The organism is Epibacterium sp. ABV4_022 (genome assembly GCF_056159345.1).
Map to the genome: position 1 here is coordinate 20,743 of NZ_JBSWVA010000003.1, position 17,637 is coordinate 38,379.

Sequence of the window (17,637 nt, forward strand, 5' to 3'; positions counted from 1 at the left end):
CGCATTCGGCCATGCGGCCTCACCGCGGCGTCGCACCCAGGCCCCCGGTTTGCCCGCCTCGCGAGCACGTCCCTCCCCGGCCGCTCCGCCGGATTGCGCTCTGGTCTGTTTTGCGGGGCAAAACGATCCCGCCGCTCCATCCGTCTTCCGCGTCCGGTCGAGCCGTTTGCCTGCTCGGGGCGGGCAAACCTACCGTCAAAACACACACACATGAGCGCGGAAGCATATCCTCCGGATGGCCCCCAAATCAGTCCGCGTCAAGGATCGCAAAACTTTTCGGCGAGGGCCGGGGCTATGGCGTGGGGCGGTCCTGTGCGTGAGGGCGCGCATGTGTCCGGTGTTGCACACGGAAAACTCTTGCGCCCGGCAAGCCGGCGGCTGCGCCGTCCCTGACCCGGGCAGATTCGGAAACCAGACATTCGGCCATGCCCCCACACTCACGTGGTGGCTCCACAACCGACTACTGGAGACCAGACATGGCTTACGACACCGCAAACACCTACGAGACCATCGAGCTTTTCGGGCTGACCGAGAAGGACGCGCAGCTGCCGATCCCGGAAGATCACATCCTGACCGACCGCGTCATCCGCGAGAGCTTCGAGGCTCTGCTTGGTCAGTTGCGCGGGACCGGGCTCGAAGCAGAAATCGAACCGCTGGCCCATGGGTTGGCGTCGATACTGCAGCGGCGCAAGGTGGCACTTGGCAAGGAGATCGACCGCACCGCCGACAAGATCGGCGCGCTGGCAAAATCCCACGACGGATCGGAGATCGCCGAGACCGCGCTCGAAGAGGCGCAGGCGCGCTTCCTGCAGCTGCGCGAGATCGTCAGCGCCATCGAGGTGATGAGCGAGGCGGCGGCGGAATGCTACGAGATCGAGACGGGCCACGCTTTCATCCCGGCAGCCGGGTCGCGCGCAAGCGTCCGGGCGCAAGAGACAGGTGCTGTCTTCGAGGCAAGGCAGCTCCTGGAGCAGCACGACCGCGAGACTGCTGAGAAGTCGAAAGTCGAGGGCGTGCCCCTGATCGTCTCAGGCGCCACCGACTGGACCGATGTCGATGTGATCTTCAACACGCTCGACAAGGTTCGCGAACGGATCCGGCAGAACCGCAACCAGGAGATCTTCCTCTGCCACAAGGGTGGCAAGCATGGGGCGGAGATGATTGCGGCTCGGTGGGCCCGGGCACGCGGGGTCGCACAAGCGCGCTTCGATCCGCGCTGGTCCGCACACGGGCGGGCGGCACCGTTCAAGTGTAACGATGAGATGCTGGACGACAAGTTCGCGGCGACGGGGGTTGTGCTCTTTGGAGGCAACGGAGTCGCGCTGAACCTCGGGCAGAAGGCGGAAGCGAAAGGCCTGACGGTCATGCGGGTTGCGGACCCGGCGAAGAAGACTGCGGAGATGTAAGTTGAGAGGGTCACCTTCGGGCGGCCCTTTCATCGTTTTCCCAGAAGTGTGTGAACATAGGCGGTGTCGCAGTGAACTCCAGCTCGGTGCATCGACAGGCTTGGTGATCGCAATCCGGCCAATCTGGTTTCGGGAATGGCTGGATGGTATTTCTATGCAATTACAGCTTATTGTGGCCGTGCGGCAGAAGACATTTGTTGCGTAAATCAATACCCGCCCAGGTTTTTCCTAGATGCCTTTTTCTCCGGAACGCACCAAAGAGATTCAAACACGCATTGATGCGCGCTTGCGATCCGGGCAGGCAAACGATTGGGAGATGTCTTTTCTAACAAACATGGCTGAACGGTTTCATCGGTATGGGACTCAGACGCGCCTGAGCAAAGCGCAGTATGCGAGCCTGCACAAAGTCCTGAAACTGGAACGGGAAAATCCGGCACAGAAAAGGGCAGCGACCGACCACGGAACTTCTCAACCAGCACCGAAGCGAAGTACTAGAACCGGTAAGGCAAGACCCCGTCCGGTCTCCGTGACCCGCGCGATCACTGCACCTCGGCGTGCCGTGCGCAAGACTCAACGCCAAATAATGGTGCCGTTGGTGATCGCTGTCGGATTCTTCGCATTGGTTGGATCACTGTTTGAATCATCGAACACGCGATCCACACCCTACAGTCCGTTAGCCGTTCCCTCATCGCAAACTGCCGACGCCGCTTACGTCTATGTGACTGGGACACGTGTCAATCAACGTGCTGGGCCGTCTACTTCGAATGCCGTGATGGGGGTCTTGAGCGAGGGGACCCGCGTCGAAAAGCTTCGCGAAGAAGGGCAGTGGACACAAATTCGATCCAACTTTGGTACGGGCTGGATGGCGAGCAATTTCCTGTCACTGGTCGTGCCGCCAACAGAGCGACCCGCCTCACAGGACCGGTCGCTTCGCGCCAGCGATGTGCGGATCATTGACGGTGATACGATTGATGTTCGAGGCCTGACAGCGAACGTGCGTCTCGTTGGATTTAACGCGCCTGAGACATGGAGGCCCGCCTGCACTGCCGAGCGTGAGGTCGGGGAGCGCGCAACTGCGCGTCTAGGTCAATTAGTCCGGGCTGCGACATCAATTGAATTTGAGCGCGTGGCCTGTTCCTGCCGGCCCGGGACAGAGGGTACGGATCAGTGCAACTTTGGGCGGTTCTGCGGCTCGTTGTTCGTTGACGGTCGGGACGTCGGCAGCACGCTCATTGCTGAAGGTCTGGCAGTGCCGTACCGATGTGGGCGCACCAGCTGTCCCCCACGCCCTCAACCCTGGTGCCGATAGCAGACACACCCAACCGACCCAGACGACGGACCTTGGCGCGCGGCGGAACGCTGACCCGCCGCATCGCGAGCGTGACGGATCGTTATCCAGATGCATTGGATCAGAACGAGCCCGGCCATCTTCGGTCACGATCGACGGGTTCGATGGCAGCTTCAAAGTGGTGGCACAAATTCGGCTCACTCCTTTTTGCTCATTGATGTGGATCGCACGGGGTCGGCCCGTTCGTGCCCTCAGCTCACGCTTCGGCAAGCACAAATACGGCTTCCACGGCGGGGCCGCGGACCCTCCGCATTTGCGCTTGCGACCGGGCCTCTTGCCCCCGTGCCGGGTGATCCTCATCGCAACAAGGAGTAACCCAAATGACCAACCACTACGTCGCCACCGTCCCCGTCAAGTTCACCGACCCCGATGGCCAGGAGCGCACCCGTTTTCAGCGCGTGGGTGCCATGTTCCGCAACACCCGCAACGGGGACGGCTCGGAGTTCTTCAGCCTCAAGCTCGACTTCCCGGTCGCGGTCACGGAACTGGTGATGTTCCCGCCGAGCGCGAAAGATCCCCAGGACTAAATCCTCTCACGAGGATGGGCCGCCCCAGGACGATCTTGGGGCGGCCCGATCCCTGTTCCAGGGATGCCGCCTCTGGCTGCGGTGATTGCCGCCAGCGACCTCGCCTTGCTGCCGGTCGCGGCGCAATCAAAGGAAGATCGCTGACCGGAAGGATCAGGCCGCGACAGACCGGCCAGTCAGCCTCAAGGGGGCCATCCACAAAAACCTATCGGCCAGGGCCGCCCGGTTTTTGCGGCAGAGATTTGGGGGCCCAAATCTGGCCCTCCTTGACCCTGCCTGTCCGCCCTGTCGGTGGGGTTTGCGCCCGCCCGCGGTTCCGTCCGAACACGTGGTGTTCGGCCAGACCCTCGGGCGGGGCTGGCGGACGGGACCCCTAGGACAGGTGGGTCGCCCGGTGGTGAGGGCGGCAGAGCCGCGTCCCTGCGGGCCGCGGCGTGAAGCGGACACCAAGGCTGCCTGAGACTGAATGCAACGTAAGTATATAATTGACAGCTTAGTATAATATCGTAAGGTAGGGGCAGCCTTGGTGGAAGGTGGCAGGAAATAGGGGGTCTTTCTTCCGCATGTCCCGAACAAAACGCCTGACAGAGATCGAGAAAATGCAGATCGTCCGCGAGGCTGCGGAGGGTGTGTCGACGTCTGAGCTGGCTGAGCGTTTCGAGGTCACATCGCGGGCCGTGCGCTACGTCCTGAAAGCCGATGCAGAGCGCCAGACGGATGCCGCGATCCCGGTCTCAGCGGTCAGTGTGAAGGTCACAGCTGCGGAGCTTGAGGCGCTCGATGAGGTGTTGGCGAAGGCGGGGATCGAGAGCCGGGCCGAGGGGCTGCGGCGGCTCATTCAGGCGGCGGGCGGGGTGTTCGTTCCGGACGCGCAGATGGCAGCAGAGATGGCGCGCTACCGCGCTTCGCTGCACGAGGTCGGGAATGGGGTCGGGCAGATCGCCAAGCAGATGACGCGGGCCAACCGGCAGGGACAGGGCGCTGGCCCGGAGTTCACGGAATTGCGCCTTGCCCAGATGCGCGGGCTGGCGCGGTTCATCCTGGATTCCGCTGATGAGATCGACCTGCTCCTTCGGCGCCGTCGGGACGCGATGCAGCTCGAGGCCACGGCCGCGCTGAGGGAGTTTGCCCATGCGGCAGAATGATGCTGTCCATGCTGTCACGGGCGAGGTCTTCCGGGATGGCTGGAGCCGCGTCCGGGGCTCGATGCAAGGGCTGCATGTGGCCAAGCAGACCCAGCTCATGCGCGCGGCAGCAGGACATCGGCCAGCGGTCTTCAAGGCGATCCGGGGCGGGGGCACGCATACCAAATCGCAGCTCGCAAACCAGCTCGATTACCTTACCACCAAGTCCACACATATCGTGGACAGTAGCGGGTTCCTGGATGGCAAAGCGAAGCTCGAGGCGGGTGACATCAAGGACCTGACCGAGCGCTTTGCCAAGCGGTGGGATGCGGGTTTCAAGCCCAAGCTGGGCCAGACGACCCATATGCTCATGTCCTTCCCCATCGGCACGCGGGGCGAGGATGTGCGCGACATCGCGACGGATGTGGCCGAGCGGTTCTTCCAGACCGACGAGGGGCATTTCGACTACATCATCGCGGTGCATGAGGACCGCGATCACCCGCATGCGCATCTGGTGCTGAACCGCCGCTCGCAGGAAGGCGAGTTCTTTTTTCTGGGGCGCAATCATCGCTTCAACTATGACGACTTCCGCCTCGCCATGGTCGAGGAGGCGGAGAAGTACGGCGTGCGCCTGGAAGCCACGCGCCGGGTGGATCGCGGTGTCGTGCATTACCCCGCCCGGACCAGCGAGGTCTATGCGGCGAAAGAAGAGGGGCGCGCGCCCCGCGAGCGCGAACGCGTTGGGCAGGACCTGACGCGGACGCTGGCGGAGATCGCCAACACCAGAACCGTCTACCATTCCCTGGCCGCCGAAGCCTCGAGGGAGGCCCGCGAGGATATTGCCGCGGCGCTGTTCCGCGCGGGCGAGGTGCTGGCGCGGGGCGGGCAGGTGGACCGAACAGGAGATGTGTATATGGCCGAGGATCAGAGTTTCGAGGATCTGAGAAGCCTCTATGCGGAGAAGCTCGCGCGGGTGCAGGGCATGATCGCAGAGAAGTCTGACGCGGAACGTCCGGTGCTGGAAAAACGCCTCATCGAGATCCAGACGCAGGTCCAGCACATGCAGCCGCTCGGTTTGCGATCATCCGCGCTGTCAGAGACCCCCTCGGAGGGCGGGATCTATTCCGAAGCCAATATCGACGCCAGCCAGCGCGAGCGTTTGGCCACGCCCGACCTGAGATCGCGCATTGATACCGCGCTGCGGGGCACGGGGATCAGCACATCGGAAGTCGTAGCCCGGATCGAGACGGGCGCCTCAAATGCAGCGCTCGAGCATCAATGGATCGCCAATGATCTCTCCAAGGTGGCGGAGGCGCGCGATCTGAACCTCGAACGCCGCGCCGATCTGGAACAGGCGCGTGACATCCTGAATGACGTGCATGTCGAACTCGGCACGCTTCTGGAACGGGAAAACGTGCTGCGCCGGGATGGTGTCGTTGAAGCCGAACCGGTCAACGAGCGGTTCCACTATCAGGAGGACGCGGTCCGGGCGATGGAAGGGACAATCCGTCAGGAGATGCGCGCCGAGGGTCTGACATCGCAGCAGATCGAAGAGCGGGATTGGGAGGTTGTCTCGCGGGCGGAGCGCCGGATCGAAGCGGAGCAGCGCGCGTATCTCGAGGCACATCCGGAGTTGCTCGCACGTCCGGGCGATGTGATCGACCGGTCTGAGCCTTACAAGGAGACCATTACCGATGCCGCCCGCGCCAGTGCGATCACCCGCGAAGTCGACCGCATCATGGAGGGACGCGACCTCCGTACGCCCGTTGCAGATGCCGTCACGGATGACTTGCGCGCGCGCTATCCGGACATGCCGTCCCACCTCGCCCGCGGGCTCGGCGCGACCTATGCGGCCGTCGTCGAGATACGCGACACGGAGGCCATCAATCAGGTTCGCCGCGACAACGAGTTGCGCGAGGGGCTTGGGGTTGGCACGCGTGACGAACGTCTAGCCACCCGCGATGGAACGCCGATGCGGTCTGACCGTGCCGACCGCCTCGCAGACGAGATTGCGCGTGTCCTCGACCATGAACGGGCAGGGGAGCTGTCCGCGCCCTTCGAGACCGAGGCGGAGCGGGACGCCTTCCGCGAGGAGATTGCGCGGGTGCTGGATGACCGCCAACTCGTGCGGCTCACATCCGGCGATGCAAATTTGTTGGACAAGGTTCTCGAGGACCGTCTCGACCGGCTCTATGTCGCCAAGGTCTATCTGCAATCTGATGCCGCGACGGCCAACACCGAGGCCTTGCGCCAGGTGGTCGATGAACTTGCCGACGCCGAATACGAAAAGCACCGCGCCACAGACGTGGATGGCGAAACCGAGCGGGGCCAGGTCCATTGAGCGCCTCCATGGGAAAAGCGCGGATCGCAACCGGGGTGCTGCTCGTCACACTGGTGACGGCCGCCATGGGCTATACCATCGCCTCGGCGGTGCTGACCTACAAGGATCTCGGCTTCGGGGCCGAGATCGACTTTGCCTATATCGCGCAGAACTATCTGGCGATCGTCGATCGCCGCCCCGAGGATGCCCAGCTCATCCATCTGATCATCGGCAGCTTCGCCGCCGCCGGCATGATGCTGAGCCTCGCCCTCTCGGGGTCCGCTCTGACACGCTTTGGCCAGACGCATTGGCAGTCTGCGCGCGAGATGAAGGCCAATGGTTTTTTCGGGGCGCCCGGGACAGGGTTCATCCTCGGCAAGCTGGGTTCTCCAAAATCCAGCGCGAAATACATTTGCTCGAAAGTCTTCCCGCACGCGCTGATTGTGGCCCCCACCGGGCGCGGCAAGACGACGGGCTTCGTCATTCCGAACCTGCTGACCTGGCAAGGCTCCGCCGTGACGCTCGATGTGAAGGGCGAGTGTTTCGAGGCTACGGCCCGGCACCGCGCCGCCCAAGGTGACAAGGTTTACCGCTTTGCCCCCACCGATTGGGAGGGCAAGCGCACGCATCGCTACAACCCGCTCCTGCGCATCTTCGAGCTGAAAGATCCCGCGCGCCAGCAGATGGAATTGCAGCTTCTCGCGACGCTCTTCCTGCAGAGCGACAACGACCGGGTGCAGGGCCTCCTCAAGGGCGGGATTGATCTCTTTGTGGCAGCAGGCCTGCTGGCGTTCCAGCGCAAGCGTCCGACCTTGGGCGAGATCTACCGCATCGCGGCTTCGGGCGGGAACAAGCAGAAGGAGTATTTCGCGCGGGGTCACGAGGTGGATAACAGGGCGGCCAAACTGATCTTCACGCGGCTCGCCTCGACCAACAATGATACGTTGACCTCTTATGTCTCGCTCCTGATGACTTCGGGGCTCGACCAATGGCAGAATCCGGCGATCGATGAGGCGACGGCGGTGTCGGACTTTGATTTCCGCACGATCCGAAAAAAGCCCTTTTCGGTCTATCTCGTGGTCCAGCCGCTGATGGTGAAGCCCCTCGCGCCGCTGATCCGCCTGTTCTTCTCCGATCTCCTCTCGGCCATGCAGGAAAAGGACCCCGGACCGGACGAGCCCTGGCCGGTGATGATCATGCTCGATGAGTTCAATCGCCTCGGCAAGATGCCCATCGTAGTCGAGAGCATCGAGACCTTGCGCACCTATCGTGGTCACCTGGCTGTGGTCACCCAAACCATCCCCGCCCTTGATGAAATCTACGGCGAGAACACCCGCCGCGCGCTGCAGGGCAATGCCGGCGTGAAGCTCTACCTGACGCCGTCCGATGAGAAGACCGTCGAGGAACTGAGCAAGGCGGTTGGCAAGACCACGAAGACCGTCATCACGCGATCCCAGTCCATCGGCAAGAACCCCTTTGAAGGGCGCAGCCAATCTACCCGGACCGAAGAAAGCTCCCTGCTTCCCGAAGATGAAGCGCGCCGCCTGCCTCTCGACGAGATTGTCATGGTCATCGACGCGCAAATGCCGGTCCGCGCAAAACGGATCCAATATTTTGACGACCGGTTGTTCAAGGCGATCCACGCGGCGCAGACGGGCGAGTTGCCGTTCCCGGAACCGGGGGGAGGTGGGTCGCAGGGCACGCTGCCGCTGAGCATGCGCGCCATGCCGATGACACCGCCACCGGACGGGTCGGGCGGATCCGAGGCCGACGTTGAGGCCGCACGCCAGGCTGCTGATGGTCAATCGTCAGGGCAATCTGACATTGTTCCAAAGAAGACCGCGCCGGTCGTTCAAGCCGTTATCGCCGAGGAACAACGACAGATGGAGATGGATTTTGGGGGCCAAGTCACGGATGCCGAGGCAGCGAGTGCCGTGGGTGAGGCGCAAATGCGCTCCGCCGTCGATGGCTTGGACGACATGGAAGCGATGTTGCGAGAGGATGTTGGTCAAAAGCTGGTTGCCGGATAGGGTAGCGAGGATCGTATGTCGGTCGAGCGGGCGGAAACCGGAAGTTCGCTGCGGGGTCAGCAAATCTCACGGAATTCGGCAAAGCGGACATTGATTGCGCATTCGTTACTTCGGAGAAAAACGAATCTTGCTAAATTCCCGACAATTATTTTCTCCGAACAAATTTTCCCACATCTGGTGTGATTTCCAACCGCATTCGCTATATAATGGAGGTCGTCGAGACAAGGTCGAAAGATTCTTCTAGATGTCCATTGTTGGAAACGATCCCAAAGGATCGATACCCATTACTACAGCAGGCAGGCTCCGAACGCTGCTCCGCTCAAAACCAGAGCCAATCATATTGATCGGTGCTGGTGCCTCTGTGACGTCCGGTGTTCCAGCGGCGGGTACTGCAGTTGAGCTTATGGTCAAATTCAAATGGTGTCTTGAAAATGATCGGTCGATAGATGACCCAACGGTGACACGGGCAAGTTACTGGCCATGGTTGCTTAAGCAACACTGGTTCGATCAGGACAAGAACCTGGCGGACCTTTACCCATCTGCTGTCAAGCACCTGCTGAACGTCTCAGAAGATCGCCGTCAGTTCTTCAAGGCGTTGATTAATCCAGCTGTTGACCCTCGTGAAGGCTATCTAGGCCTAGCCGAAATACTCCACCAACGATGGGTAACGACGATCCTTACGACCAACTTTGATGAGTGCCTACAAAAGGCAAAGAACATGGTCGGCCGACCACACCAGATTACGTCCATTAAGACGGCTTCAGACCTGGTTATGTTCTCGTCTTCGCCGAGGGACCCTCAACTAATATACCTTCACGGGTCGGTTGACCACTATACTGACAAGAACCTTGACGAAGAAGTTCGAACGCTCGACCCTCAGATTGTCGATCGAATTCAGCCGATGCTCATGGATCATCCGATCATTGTGGTTGGATATCGTGGCAATGAACAGTCTGTAATGGATAACCTGTTTCTGAGCCAAATTTCCTCGGCGCACTCTTTTCCGCATGGGATCTACTGGTGTACTCGCTCAGCGGACGGTGCTGATGCTTTGGCTCCGAAAGTCAAAGAGTTGGCTAGCAGCCTCGGAGGCAACTTCACCACCGTTCCAATTCAAGGTTTTGATCAGCTCTTCTCGAAAGAGCTTTGGGGCCATTTGAGGGAGGAAGGTGTTCGCCCAGCAGTTCCTACATCCTCCTCTAGTACGCTCGTACCCTTAAATGACATGTCTCCATGTAACGGTGCGAGCTTGGATGATTTGGACATGGTCTTCATGTTCACGAGACTAAAGGCATACAGTGAGTTCCTGAAGCAGTGGACGCCCGATTCCTATGAAGAAGGGTGGACTTTGGAAACTGCCGAAGCCTTCAATCTCATTAGATCAACACCGGATGGCGGAGAACCGACTTTGGCCGGTGTTCTGCTTTTTGGTAAATCGGTTGAACGGCACGTTCCTTCTGCCACCATTGAATTTGAAGCCAGCGGGCCGCGAGAATGGCTGATAGATTGCTTTGGTGATGACGTCGACTTTACGAGCGAAGGTGAAGACACGGCAACAATGACGTCTTCCGTTTCAGGGTCGCTTTGGGCGCAGCTGGACGCTCTATTGGACGTTCTGTCTAAGGTGAACAACGATTTTCGATTGAAGGAAGAGACCTCAAGGCAGGTCCGATCATACTCGCCATTGGCGATCAAAGAGATGGTGGTAAATTCGCTTGCTCACCGTGACTACAGCAAACCTGAGACAGTAAAAGTCTCTGTCACGCCCAACAGAATTGTCGCAACAAGCCCTGGGGGGTTGGTCCCAGAAGTAGCAACAAAACTTGGTGAACAATCGATCGACAGCTTCATTAAGAACGGCGGACGCAACCTAAAGGGTTACCGTAACCCAGTCATCGCTGACCTTTTCTATGGTGGTGGCGCGATGGATCATACGGGATCAGGTCTCTCTGATCTTTGGCGCGAAACCGTTGCCAACAACGGAACTGCAAGCTTTGATACAATTGCCGATAATGGGGCTTTCCAAGTCGTTATTGAAGCGCGCCCTGAAGCCATAGACAATATTACAAAAACAGCGGTTCCGGCATCGAGCGACGTCGTTCGATTTGCCTCCAACTTGCTTCCGTTTTCACATCTGCCAGAGATGATCTGGCACGCGGGCTGTACTCAGTCTGCCGCCTGGCGTGTCATCGAAAGCGCGAAAAAGGCCGATATGCCGTGCCCACCCGGGCACGTCTTTGATGGCCGCTTCTATACACTCTACGATTTGGCGTCCCTCTCTGAGAAAAATCTTACCCCCTTTGATCCAGGCGACATTGAGGCGATCTCGCTAGATGAACTCGTTGCCGATGAGGGCGGTCGAAACGTCTTTGTGAAACTTCTTAACGACTTCGTGGTCGGTCACATTTGCAATATTGGACTCTATTACGACCATCGACATAAGCGGGCTTACTACACTCGCACGGACGACGAAGAAGAACGAAAAATCACTTACCGTGCACGGCTTAAAAAGGCGACGCGAACCGTAGTTCGTCCGAGGCGAAAGAGCGAAGATCAGAGCATCCTTTGGTACGAGCATAAAGCGCTGGAATTCAGGCTCATGGACTTTGGCACCGATTGGGCGTTGGCTCTAACATCCGGTTATGCCTTCACAAGGAACGGCTACGGACAATTCATAAATCGCGAGAAGACAAACACTCTTTCGACCAAGCGAGCTGCGAAAGACTTCAATGCCAACGCTCACAATGATGCAACATTTTGGATGTCTATGATTGCTGAAGGCAATAGCGAGCTGTTTGCACTAAGGCCCTCAGGTGGCGCAACGGTAGAAGACTTTGCGCCGACGATCAGCATGCATGCGCGGCTTCCTACGGCTTCTTACCAGGAGAGTGCGTTCGCATTCGGTGAAGACGATGTTGGTGAGTTTGATGATTTCCAAGAGCTGGCAGAGGAACTTGATCAGTTATCATCGCTGATAGATGACGAACTGGCAGACCAAACCGAATCTTCGGAGGGTAATGAAGATGACGATTGATTTGTCTGTATCAGAGTTACCTTCCCCCGTATTGGAGTTTGGCGGTGCAGCTAGCGGGTCTGATCTTAAGGAAGGACTGCTATCAGCTGGGCCTTTCGATATGCGTTTTGGAAGCGCAAGACCGGACAAAATATCGGTTGGGTTGGTCGGACCTGGCGAGCTAATTGATAGTGCCGTTGCATGGCTGGACCGGTGCGAAGATGGCATCGGTGCCCTGCGCGAAGGTAGCAAGCTTCGCCGCTCATTCGACGGGTTCTCCTCAGTCTTTCGGAAGAAAATCGTTACTTCTGATTTGATGACCATAAGGATCGGTACCGAAGGCCGGGATCTAATAGCTGACGCGATAAGATCGGATGAGCCGCTGGTACGGTTCACTAAGGTCTTGGGGCTATATGATGATGCCTTGAAACAGCTTGCATCGCGCGAAATCAATCGCCCCGATATAGTTTTGGTCTGCATTCCTCCCGACGTGCGAGAAAGGGCAGGAAACGTGACTAAGGAGCTCTCTGACGAAGCCAAAGCCGTCGCAAAGAGTTTTGCAAAGAGGCAAAAGTCTCGCCAACTCGACTTGTTGGATTTACTTGAAACTGTTGAAGAAGGGCCTGACGATCTCATCAAAAGGGATCTACACAACGCACTTAAAGCCAAAGCTCTTAAGTATCGCTTACCGATTCAAATCGTTACACGAAAACTACTTCACGAAACGAACGAGAGCGAAGATCCTGCGACCCGGGCTTGGAACTTCAGCGTGGGCTTGTACTACAAGTCTGGGGGGGTGCCATGGCGACTCAGGCCGGAAGGTCCGCAAACGTGTTTTGTGGGGGTTACATTCCATCACGTTGAAAGGGCAAAATCTCACATCGTGCGCTCAAGTCTCGCGCATGCCTTCTCAAGCGACGGCGAAGGTTTCGCGATTAGGGGAGGCGGAGTTCCGGTCGAACCTGGACAAGCGCTGAATGTACACTTGTCCTATGAACAAGCTTTCGACTTAGGAGAACGGATTATTTCCGAGTATCGTCTTCGAACGGGTGCGGCGCCACTACGGGTTGTCGTCCACAAGACAAGCGATTTCGACGACGACGAGCGTGAAGGCTTCCAACAAGCTCTTGCCGACATACCAATCGTTAGCCTGATTACGCTGACACCCAGTCCCTTGCGGCTATTCAGATTTGGAACTTATCCGCCAAAAGTTGGGACTGTTTTTTCAGTCAATGACACTCGCACGTTTCTGTACACAACGGGGCTGATTCCGGAGGTTGGGACCTATCCCGGACCGCATATTCCGCAGCCGGTTGAGATACGCGGTGTGACATCGGAGAACCTAGAAATTGCTGCACGAGACGCGTTGAACCTCACGCGTATGAATTGGAATACGGCAGATTTGAAGGGTAGGCATCCCATAACGTTGTCGTTTGCCAGACGGGTCGGAGGAATTTTGACGGAGTTTGGTGACGAGGATCCAGAAGAGACATCTTTTCGCTACTTTGTTTAGCGCGCGGAACCTTACATAGCTTGAACGCGCCTCACCCTTCGCCATGAAAACTGTGTCAACAATCACTCACAGCTTTCTTTCGATCATTTTCCCACTCCTCAAATTTGGCAGCCAATTCGTCCGGCATCGGGCCTTCAGGCTCAGGAAGATCGACGAGAAATCTCCATCGTCGATCCAGGCCTGCAAGAGATACCTCGTCAGTGCTTCCTCTCTTCGCGAAGGCATTGAACATTTGTGCAAGTTCCGGAGAAACTGGCTTACCGTCTTCGTTGCGTTTAGCAACCCAGAGGACTACGTCGACCAATTCAAGGCCTGAACTTTCATCGCCAGGAGAAAACCTCGGAGGGATGTCTGGCATATTCGTCATGTCCATTTCTGGCATGCCAGGGCCCATGCTTTGCTTGTGACCCCTAAGTCTTCGATAGATATCTGAAAGCTCCGCCTGTGCCTTGTTAAATTGCGTCTGACGATCTACCACAATGCTTCGGACGGTCCTCGATTGCTTGCGTGCTTGGATCGCGATGTATTGCAGGACTTGTTGGAAACCGACTAGGTTCGGTGAAATCTGTAGAGCGCTGTCCTTGTTGCCTGATCCATAGCTGATCTCATACGGGTTGGCGGCCGCCCACTTCAGGGCTCCCGAGACCAGTTCTTGAGAACGCGTGTCTGGCAAACTTGGGATACGTTCAAGCAGCTTCGAGCAGATTTTTTGAAGCGCTTCTGCCGCCCTCGCTGGGTTTGTTTCTTGCCTAGCAGCCCACGCAGCTTTTGCGGTCTCCTCATCGAAGAGATGGGCCACCTTGAATGTGAGGATGTATCGTAGAGGGGTCCAGTAGTGAGGCCATGGAACAGCTTCGTTTAGCCCCGCGTCGAAAACCTGGTCAAAAAATGTGATGATTGCATGGTCTGGCTTTGCAACCTTGTATAGGGAGAAGCGGATGTCACGCTTCAATGCGAAACGCCCAAGATCGGTGGCTATTTCGGACAGTCGAGCAACGCCCAGTTCGTTTGCATGCAATCGGTCCACACCCAATCTAGCACGCAGTGCCTTGAGAAGTGGCTCAGCAGTAACGTCGAGGTTTGTTTTCGAGGTGAGCAGCCCATAGTAGAGTACTGGCTGGGCCGTATCGAACAGGTTGTTGCCAGTATTTCCACTTTCGTCGACATAGCAGTACAATTGATCGGCGTCCTTCTATTTTAGCCCACCTAAGCGTTATCGGTGGGTTTTTGACCACCGTAGGCATCAAGCACCATTCTGAAGTAGTCTTTGGTCTTGTCGACGTGTTCGCCAAGGCCAGGCCAAGCGAAAGGAAATGTTCCGGATGTCGACGACCACTCGATTTCTAACCACAGCATTTTTCCAATGGCTTCAGCTTCGGGTGAGTCCTTGCCCTCCGGCCAAAGGTCCATATCAAGGGATATCCAGGCTTCACCATCATCGTCGACACTGATTTCAGCGCTGAGAGCAGCAAGTCGCTCGGCAACGTTACTTGCATCATCTAATAGAGCTGCACGGAGTAAGAGTTCGGCCTTTGCCGAGTCCATATTCATTGTTAAGGCCATTCATTCCTCCAATAGTCTCAATTTGAGATAGGCATGCCAGCGAGATGAAGAAAGGGGCATCGGTGGATATCGGCTTCGAGTGTGCGGCAACGCAGCCAAACTGGTAGGGCCGAAAGACCGGATTGGGCCGTCACCGCCTGCCGAGGCGACCCAACCTTGAAAGCTGCGCGAGCATTCGGGCTCCTGTGCCGATCCCGTCGCCGGGCGGAGCAGCGGTTGGCCCTCCGGCAGTATTGGGTCGGCTTGGCAAGGCCTGCACTCCGAAGAATTGGCGCGCACGCAGCGCTGCATACTCCGCCCCCGTAGCACCTCCGATGGCGTATCGGTTGTAAACCTGTTGGCTACCTGCAAGCCCTCTGGCGAAGGCATAGCTTCCCCCGAACCCAGCCGATAGTGCTGGCATCATGATGTTGCCGGAGATCGTCCGAACCAGGAAGGGCGTTGCGATGATGAACCCCTTTGCCATCAGCACCATCATGAAGAACGGAATGAGCGCGCCGATGTTGGAGGCGCCTTCCGGGTCGCCCAACTCAGCAAGTAGCGCACGCGAGACACCCGTGATGGTCGCGAACACGCCGGCGACGACGATCGGGTACATCGCAAAGGAAATCAGCGCCGAAAGCCAGCGCGCGAAATAATCCTTGGTCACTTCGAACAGGGTCAGGAATATCATGACCGGCGCGATCCCGATCAGAAGAGCGATCATGAGCCTGGATGCTACGACGATGAACGCCGCCAAGCCACCGAGGATCGAGAGCAGCAAAACCCCAAGGGTGTCCAACAGGGCACCGGCCATCCAGTTCAGTTCAGACCCCGCGGCATTCAAATAGTCCCCGAGCGCCGCAATCAGGTCATCGAACTCCTCTGCGAAGGTGCCGGATGGGCCGGGTGAACCACCGCCGACTGAGGCCACGAGCGACCCGGCAATGCTGTCGATCCCGTTCAGGATCGCCGCAGCAAGGATGTTGAACTGCACCCAGTTGGTTGCAAATGCGCCTATCAGCCCGACTTTCACGGCGAGCCAGAAGGCCGTGCGCCCGTTCATGGCGCGATACTGGTAGATCGTGTTGATGAAAACCAGAATGACAACGAGCGTGGTGCCGAGTACCAGCATCGTTCCGACTGTTGCGGCGACCGCACCAAATTGCGTCTCAGCAGCGGTATTGAGATAGCCTTCAGCCGTTTCCACGAAGTAAGTGACGACACTCATGGAGCTCTACCAGTTTCCAGCAGCTTCGCAGATTGGGATGGCTTCGCGCCGAAGCTCATTAGCCTGCCGTCGGTATTCTGACGTCGCTTCCACGATGTCCCAGTATTCAGATGCGGCGAATTGCTCGACGAAGACACCTTCAGCAGCCTCCCAAGACGGATACCGCGTGGGGCATTCGCAGCTTTGGGCTTCAACGATGCGTTGCATGCTCTGTGCCCGATAAATCTGTTGGATCAGGAGCCGTTTGTGGGAACCGCGCACATCGATGTCCTGGATCCACTGTGGCTCTGGGGGCTGGTCGGGACAGACATCTGGCGGGTTATCGCGCGTTGGGGTCAGGTTCCGTTCAGCGACGCCAGCGGTTGCGCTGAGAGCGACGAGCAGGCTTCCGATTGCAGCGGCTCGCATCATTCTGATGCTGCCTTCGTATCAGCGGTCTCGCGCTTCAAGAACGTGGTATAGCCGTAGTCACCGGCTTCAGCTGTAATGACTTCCCACCCCTCCGCGCCGCGCTCATTCAAGGCGCTTCGCATCGCGTCGTAGTCCTTTTGCTTCTTCACCTGGAAAAACAGGATGTCATATTCAAAGGTCCTCATGGGTAAGCTCCGATCTCGGTTGTTCCGGGGAGGTAGAATTCGGTGATGCCGCGCCTGCCGTCGTGTCGACCGGCCTGAATGATCACGTCTATGGAATTTTCGATGTATTGGATCATGTCGGCATAGGTCATCGGGATCTCGGTCTTGAGCGCTGCGATGGCCAGACGCTGTACGGCGAGCTGCGGTGTTTCTGCGTGAAGCGTGGTCATGGACCCGCCATGACCGGTGTTGATGGCTTCCAGAAAGGTCATAGCCTCCTTGCCGCGCACCTCGCCGAGGATGATGCGATCCGGGCGCATGCGCAACGTTGCGGTGAGCAGCACGTCGGCTGTCTGGAACTCCGCGTCGCGATTGGCGATGAGGGTCACGGCATTGGGCTGGGTCGGCAGAAGTTCGGCGGCTTCTTCGATGGTGACGATACGTTCTTCTGCAGGCACATGAGAGAGGATCTTCCGCGCGGCGACGGTCTTGCCGGTGGAGGTGCCGCCCGAGACGATCATGTTGAGCTTGTTGTCGACGCAAAAGGCCAGCGCATCGTCGATCACGCCCGCGGCCACCACTTCACGCAGTTCCCGGGTCTTCTCGAGGCGGAGTTCTTCGAGCTTGCGCTCCTTGCCATAGAGGAAATCAAGCGCGATCCCGTCGAGCGGCAGGCTTGAGAAGAACCGCAAGCTTATCGACATCGCCGAGATCACGGCAGGCGGGGTGATGACCTGTGCGCGGATCGGGCGCCCTTTGTATGTGATCGAGACCGAGACGATGGGGCGGTCCTTGCTCATCGTGGTATTGGCGGAGGAGGCGATCTGGTTGCCGAGGTCTTTCACTTCGGTTGCGGTCAACGCCCGGTCCAGCTTTCGCATGAAATGATCGCCCTGGAATTCGCCCCAGCAGCTGCCGTCGGGATTGATGCAGATCTCGATGACATCGTCGCGGGCGGCAGCGTCGATCCGATCAAGCGAGGTTTGGAGATAGCTCAGCGACATGGGC

At 58.3% G+C, this 17,637-nt stretch carries 14 protein-coding genes; 8 read left to right on the forward strand and 6 right to left on the reverse strand.

The features are described from left to right. The first annotated feature begins 476 nt into the window (after positions 1-476). The 8 genes from ACXAF5_RS19820 (at position 477) to ACXAF5_RS19855 (ending at position 13,281) form a co-directional block, all read left to right on the forward strand. Complete coding sequence (locus tag ACXAF5_RS19820) at positions 477-1,406, forward strand: DUF2493 domain-containing protein (protein WP_008327413.1); 930 nt, start codon at positions 477-479, stop codon at positions 1,404-1,406. Positions 1,407-1,989: 583 nt separating this feature from the next. Then, entirely contained in the window at positions 1,990-2,715 is a 726-nt protein-coding gene (locus tag ACXAF5_RS19825; RefSeq protein WP_083783315.1) for an SH3 domain-containing protein, read from the forward strand. Between the two features lie 359 nt (positions 2,716-3,074). Continuing rightward, the gene (locus ACXAF5_RS19830; protein WP_008327411.1) at positions 3,075-3,281 is read left to right on the forward strand and encodes a hypothetical protein; all 207 of its coding nucleotides are present in this window, start codon (positions 3,075-3,077) and stop codon (positions 3,279-3,281) included. A 563-nt stretch (positions 3,282-3,844) separates the two neighbouring features. Beyond that, on the forward strand, positions 3,845-4,426 hold the full coding sequence (locus tag ACXAF5_RS19835; RefSeq protein WP_008327410.1) for a transposase: 582 nt from the start codon (positions 3,845-3,847) through the stop codon (positions 4,424-4,426). After that, positions 4,413-6,746 carry a relaxase/mobilization nuclease domain-containing protein gene (locus ACXAF5_RS19840; protein WP_474947971.1) on the forward strand — a complete coding sequence of 778 codons (2,334 nt, stop codon included), beginning with the start codon at positions 4,413-4,415 and terminating at the stop codon, positions 6,744-6,746. The genes ACXAF5_RS19835 and ACXAF5_RS19840 overlap by 14 nt, the downstream gene beginning before the upstream one ends. A gap of 8 nt (positions 6,747-6,754) precedes the next feature. Continuing rightward, positions 6,755-8,755: a type IV secretory system conjugative DNA transfer family protein gene (locus ACXAF5_RS19845; RefSeq protein ID WP_474947972.1), complete on the forward strand. Its 2,001-nt coding sequence runs from the start codon at positions 6,755-6,757 to the stop codon at positions 8,753-8,755. Positions 8,756-8,999: 244 nt separating this feature from the next. Continuing rightward, on the forward strand, positions 9,000-11,789 hold the full coding sequence (locus ACXAF5_RS19850) for an SIR2 family protein (protein WP_050771919.1): 2,790 nt from the start codon (positions 9,000-9,002) through the stop codon (positions 11,787-11,789). Continuing rightward, positions 11,779-13,281, forward strand: a complete 1,503-nt coding sequence (locus ACXAF5_RS19855; protein ID WP_083783314.1) for an argonaute/piwi family protein — start codon at positions 11,779-11,781, stop codon at positions 13,279-13,281. The genes ACXAF5_RS19850 and ACXAF5_RS19855 overlap by 11 nt, the downstream gene beginning before the upstream one ends. A gap of 55 nt (positions 13,282-13,336) precedes the next feature. Here the strand turns inward: ACXAF5_RS19855 and ACXAF5_RS19860 are convergent, their stop codons facing one another. The 6 genes from ACXAF5_RS19860 to ACXAF5_RS19885 all read right to left on the reverse strand — a co-directional run bounded on the left by ACXAF5_RS19860 (position 13,337) and on the right by ACXAF5_RS19885 (position 17,633). After that, complete coding sequence (locus tag ACXAF5_RS19860) at positions 13,337-14,458, reverse strand: DUF3800 domain-containing protein (RefSeq protein ID WP_040884141.1); 1,122 nt, start codon at positions 14,456-14,458, stop codon at positions 13,337-13,339. A gap of 29 nt (positions 14,459-14,487) precedes the next feature. Continuing rightward, the gene (locus ACXAF5_RS19865) at positions 14,488-14,844 is read right to left on the reverse strand and encodes a hypothetical protein (protein ID WP_008327401.1); all 357 of its coding nucleotides are present in this window, start codon (positions 14,842-14,844) and stop codon (positions 14,488-14,490) included. A gap of 130 nt (positions 14,845-14,974) precedes the next feature. Continuing rightward, the gene (locus tag ACXAF5_RS19870) at positions 14,975-16,054 is read right to left on the reverse strand and encodes a TrbL/VirB6 family protein (RefSeq protein WP_474947973.1); all 1,080 of its coding nucleotides are present in this window, start codon (positions 16,052-16,054) and stop codon (positions 14,975-14,977) included. A 6-nt stretch (positions 16,055-16,060) separates the two neighbouring features. Further along, complete coding sequence (locus ACXAF5_RS19875) at positions 16,061-16,465, reverse strand: hypothetical protein (RefSeq protein ID WP_008327393.1); 405 nt, start codon at positions 16,463-16,465, stop codon at positions 16,061-16,063. Further along, positions 16,462-16,650 carry a hypothetical protein gene (locus ACXAF5_RS19880; protein WP_008327391.1) on the reverse strand — a complete coding sequence of 63 codons (189 nt, stop codon included), beginning with the start codon at positions 16,648-16,650 and terminating at the stop codon, positions 16,462-16,464. Before ACXAF5_RS19880 ends, ACXAF5_RS19875 begins: the two co-directional genes overlap by 4 nt. After that, positions 16,647-17,633 (reverse strand): ATPase, T2SS/T4P/T4SS family, encoded by a 987-nt coding sequence (locus ACXAF5_RS19885; RefSeq protein WP_008327389.1) that lies wholly within the window; start codon positions 17,631-17,633, stop codon positions 16,647-16,649. Before ACXAF5_RS19885 ends, ACXAF5_RS19880 begins: the two co-directional genes overlap by 4 nt. Positions 17,634-17,637: the final 4 nt, after the last annotated feature.

Coding starts and splice junctions, on each gene's coding strand:
- ACXAF5_RS19830 (WP_008327411.1), top strand. CDS start 3,075: ATGACCAACCACTACGTCGCCACCGTCCCCGTCAAGTTCACCGACCCC.
- ACXAF5_RS19825 (WP_083783315.1), top strand. CDS start 1,990: ATGGTGCCGTTGGTGATCGCTGTCGGATTCTTCGCATTGGTTGGATCA.
- ACXAF5_RS19880 (WP_008327391.1), bottom strand. CDS start 16,650: ATGAGGACCTTTGAATATGACATCCTGTTTTTCCAGGTGAAGAAGCAA.
- ACXAF5_RS19885 (WP_008327389.1), bottom strand. CDS start 17,633: ATGTCGCTGAGCTATCTCCAAACCTCGCTTGATCGGATCGACGCTGCC.
- ACXAF5_RS19875 (WP_008327393.1), bottom strand. CDS start 16,465: ATGATGCGAGCCGCTGCAATCGGAAGCCTGCTCGTCGCTCTCAGCGCA.
- ACXAF5_RS19870 (WP_474947973.1), bottom strand. CDS start 16,054: ATGAGTGTCGTCACTTACTTCGTGGAAACGGCTGAAGGCTATCTCAAT.
- ACXAF5_RS19855 (WP_083783314.1), top strand. CDS start 11,779: ATGACGATTGATTTGTCTGTATCAGAGTTACCTTCCCCCGTATTGGAG.
- ACXAF5_RS19850 (WP_050771919.1), top strand. CDS start 9,000: ATGTCCATTGTTGGAAACGATCCCAAAGGATCGATACCCATTACTACA.
- ACXAF5_RS19845 (WP_474947972.1), top strand. CDS start 6,755: ATGGGAAAAGCGCGGATCGCAACCGGGGTGCTGCTCGTCACACTGGTG.
- ACXAF5_RS19865 (WP_008327401.1), bottom strand. CDS start 14,844: ATGGCCTTAACAATGAATATGGACTCGGCAAAGGCCGAACTCTTACTC.
- ACXAF5_RS19820 (WP_008327413.1), top strand. CDS start 477: ATGGCTTACGACACCGCAAACACCTACGAGACCATCGAGCTTTTCGGG.
- ACXAF5_RS19840 (WP_474947971.1), top strand. CDS start 4,413: ATGCGGCAGAATGATGCTGTCCATGCTGTCACGGGCGAGGTCTTCCGG.
- ACXAF5_RS19835 (WP_008327410.1), top strand. CDS start 3,845: ATGTCCCGAACAAAACGCCTGACAGAGATCGAGAAAATGCAGATCGTC.